General features: G+C 66.6%; 3 protein-coding genes and 1 pseudogene. 1 reads left to right on the top strand and 3 read right to left on the bottom strand.

What is annotated here, in order from left to right; translation table 11 throughout:
- Positions 1-280, top strand: a pseudogene (locus tag VGG53_RS10420) (hypothetical protein); the annotation flags it as partial.
- A 22-nt stretch (positions 281-302) separates the two neighbouring features.
- On the opposite strand, the gene regX reads toward VGG53_RS10420, so the two are convergent.
- The 3 genes from regX to VGG53_RS10435 all read right to left on the bottom strand — a co-directional run bounded on the left by regX (position 303) and on the right by VGG53_RS10435 (position 3,104).
- Positions 303-986, bottom strand: coding sequence for a two-component sensory transduction protein RegX (gene regX / locus VGG53_RS10425; protein WP_331517981.1), 684 nt, complete (start codon positions 984-986; stop codon positions 303-305).
- Positions 983-2,221 (bottom strand): sensor histidine kinase, encoded by a 1,239-nt coding sequence (locus VGG53_RS10430; RefSeq protein WP_331517982.1) that lies wholly within the window; start codon positions 2,219-2,221, stop codon positions 983-985. Before VGG53_RS10430 ends, regX begins: the two co-directional genes overlap by 4 nt.
- A 130-nt stretch (positions 2,222-2,351) precedes the next feature.
- Positions 2,352-3,104, bottom strand: coding sequence for a phosphoglyceromutase (locus tag VGG53_RS10435; RefSeq protein WP_331517983.1), 753 nt, complete (start codon positions 3,102-3,104; stop codon positions 2,352-2,354).
- Between the last annotated feature and the right edge of the window lie 69 nt (positions 3,105-3,173).

Genomic DNA, 3,173 nt, shown 5'->3' on the forward strand with positions numbered 1-3,173 from the left:
TCAGGAGTGGGTGACCCGACCCGACGGCACGGAGATCCTCAAGACCACCGTCACCGAGTACGACCGGCGCGGCTGGGGCGCCGGCGGCGCCGACCTGCACTGGTACTGCACCGGCGATCCGGCCGCCCACGTCGGCGCCGAGCAGGTGTGGGTGAGCCTGGGTCCCGAGCTGACCGAGTTGCTCGGCGAGAAGGCCTACGCCGAACTCGCCGCAATGTGCAGGCGGCGCAGCGGATTAGGGCTCATCGCGGTGCACCCCGCAACGCGGGCGGCCGACTAGGGGCCTGACTGTTCGATGAGAGTCAGCCCTCCAGCTTGTAGCCCAGTCCGCGCACCGTCACCAGGTGGTTCGGGTTGGCCGGGTCGGACTCGATCTTGGACCGCAGCCGCTTGACGTGCACATCGAGCGTCTTGGTGTCGCCGACGTAGTCGGCGCCCCACACCCGGTCGATCAACTGTCCACGCGTCAGCACCCGGCCACTGTTGCGCATCAGGTATTCCAGTAGGTCGAATTCCTTGAGCGGCAACGTGATTGGTTCGCCATTGACCGACACGACGTGACGCTCGACGTCCATGCGGACCGGTCCGGATTCCAGCACGCCGTCGGTGATCTCGGAGTCGTCGTCACCGCCGCGGCGCAGCACCGCGCGAATCCGGGCGATCAGCTCGCGCGCCGAATACGGTTTGGTGACATAGTCGTCGGCGCCCAGTTCGAGTCCGACCACCTTGTCGATCTCGCTGTCGCGCGCGGTCACCATGATCACCGGCACGCTGGAACGCGACCGCAGTTGCTTGCACACGTCGGTGCCCGACATGCCCGGCAGCATCAGGTCAAGCAGCACGATATCGGCACCGGCCCGGTCGAATTCGGCCAACGCTGACTGACCATCGGTCACCACGGTGGCCTCGAAACCTTCCTTGCGGAGCAGGAACGCCAGCGGATCCGCCAGCGATTCTTCGTCCTCCACGATCAGCACACTCGTCATCGGTGTATTTCTTCCTCTCGTTGGGGCTCCCGTAAGGGCTTGGTGGGGCGCATTTCGCGCTCGGGTGACGGCTCGGCCGGTTCGGACTGGCCGTCGTAGGCCGGGATCGACAAGGTGAACGTCGATCCGGTGCCCGGCTGGCTCCACAGTCCAATGCTGCCGTTGTGGTTGGCCGCGACGTGTTTGACGATGGCCAACCCGAGACCGGTGCCACCGGTGGCTCGCGAGCGTGCCTTGTCGGCGCGGAAGAACCGCTCGAAGACGCGCTCCTGGTCTTTGCGGGCAATCCCGATGCCACGGTCGGTGACGGCGATCTCGATGTTCTCGCCGCGACGGCGCCGGCTGATCGACACCAGCGAGCCGCGCAGTGAGTACGCGATCGCGTTGGACACCAGGTTGGCCAGCGCGGTGACCAGCAGGGCCTGTTCACCGTGCATCCGCAAGCCGCTGGGGTCGTCCGTGCGCACGATGATGTCGGCGTTGTCGGCCGGCACCTTGTGACGTGAAATCGCTTCGGCCACTACGGAATCGACGTCGACGGCACCCATATCCGGTAACCGCTCGGCGCCCTGAAGCCGGGACAGCTCGATCAGCTCGGTGACCATGTTCCCGAGCCGGGTGGCCTCGATGAGCACCTTTTCGCCGAAGCGGCGCACCGTCTCGGGGTCGTCCGCGGATGACAGCAGCGCCTCGGCGAGCACGGACATCGCGCCGACCGGCGTCTTGAGCTCATGGCTGACGTTGGCCACGAAGTCGCGGCGGGTGGCCTCCATGCGGGCGTATTCGGAGTGGTCGTAGACGAAGACCACGGCGAACCGCCGATCCGCCTCGCTGAGCAGCCGCGCTTGTCCGTGCACCGACAGGCCCGATCGGCCGGGCGCTTGGCGCTTGCCCGGCAGGAGGTCGAACTCGACATCAGCGCCGTCGGCCAGCGTCTTGCGGGCCGCCTTCCACGCCTCGTCGTCGAGCTGCCGCTCGCGTACCAGACCAAGCTCCTTGGCCCGGCCGTTGTGATAGACGACGTCGCGGTGACGGTCCACGACGGCGGCTCCCATGGGCATCAGCGCAACGATGCGTTCCAGCATCTGCGCGACGGTGATTCCAGCGGCTTCGACGGCCACTCGCTGCCGTCGCAAGGTCGCCCGCGGCGCCCAACGGGCGCCCACGGTGATTCCGGCGGCCAAGGCCGCGACGAACAAAACCCCGGCCAGTGACAGGGCCGAGAACACGGTCACATGGGAATTCTACAAATACGGTGAACACCAACCCAGCAGCACAAGGCCAAAATCGGTCATGTCACACGCTACGAGACAGGTGTTCGGGCGCCGTTCACCCGGCGTTAGCCCAGGTTGCTGAAAAACACGCCTACTTCGCGCCCTGGCTGGCCACCGCGGCTGCGCCGGCAGCAGCGGCGTCGGGATCGAGGTAGCTGCCGCCGGCCACCAGCGGACGCATACCGGCGTCCAAGTCGTAGCGCAGCGGAATACCCGTCGGGATGTTCAGCCCGGTGACGTCGTCGTCGGACATGCCATCGAGATATTTCACCAGCGCGCGCAGCGAGTTGCCGTGCGCGGCGATCAGCACCGTCTTACCAACCCGCAGGTCAGGCACGATGACGTCGGTGAAGTAGGGCAGGAACCGGGACACCACGTCGGCCAGGCATTCGGTCAACGGCCCGCCGCCGATGTCGACGTAGCGAGGGTCGGCGTCCTGGCTGTAGGTGCTGCCCTTCTCTATGGGCGGCGGCGGTGTGTCATAGCTGCGCCGCCACGTCATGAACTGCTCGTCGCCGTAGCGCTCCCTGATCTCGGCCTTGTTCAGCCCTTGCAGTGCGCCGTAATGCCGCTCGTTCAGCCGCCAGGTGCGGTGCACAGGGATCCACAGCCGGTCGGCGATGTCCAGCGCCAGATGCGCGGTGGTGATCGCGCGGCGCAGCAGCGACGTGTAGAGCACGTCGGGCAACAGGTTGTGCTCGGCCAGTAACTCACCGCCGCGCACCGCCTCGCCGCGCCCCTTGTCGGTGAGATCCACATCGACCCAGCCGGTGAACTGGTTACTGGCGTTCCATTCGCTTTCGCCGTGCCGGAGCAGCACCAGCGTCGCAGCAGCCTCTACCATGCCGGAAAGTCTCTCACCCTTCGGCGGTCGACCAGCAACGGTGTCAGGCGTCGTCGTCTTCGTCGTCGA

Source organism: Mycobacterium sp. (assembly GCF_036490025.1).
Taxonomy (GTDB): Bacteria; Actinomycetota; Actinomycetes; order Mycobacteriales; family Mycobacteriaceae; genus Mycobacterium.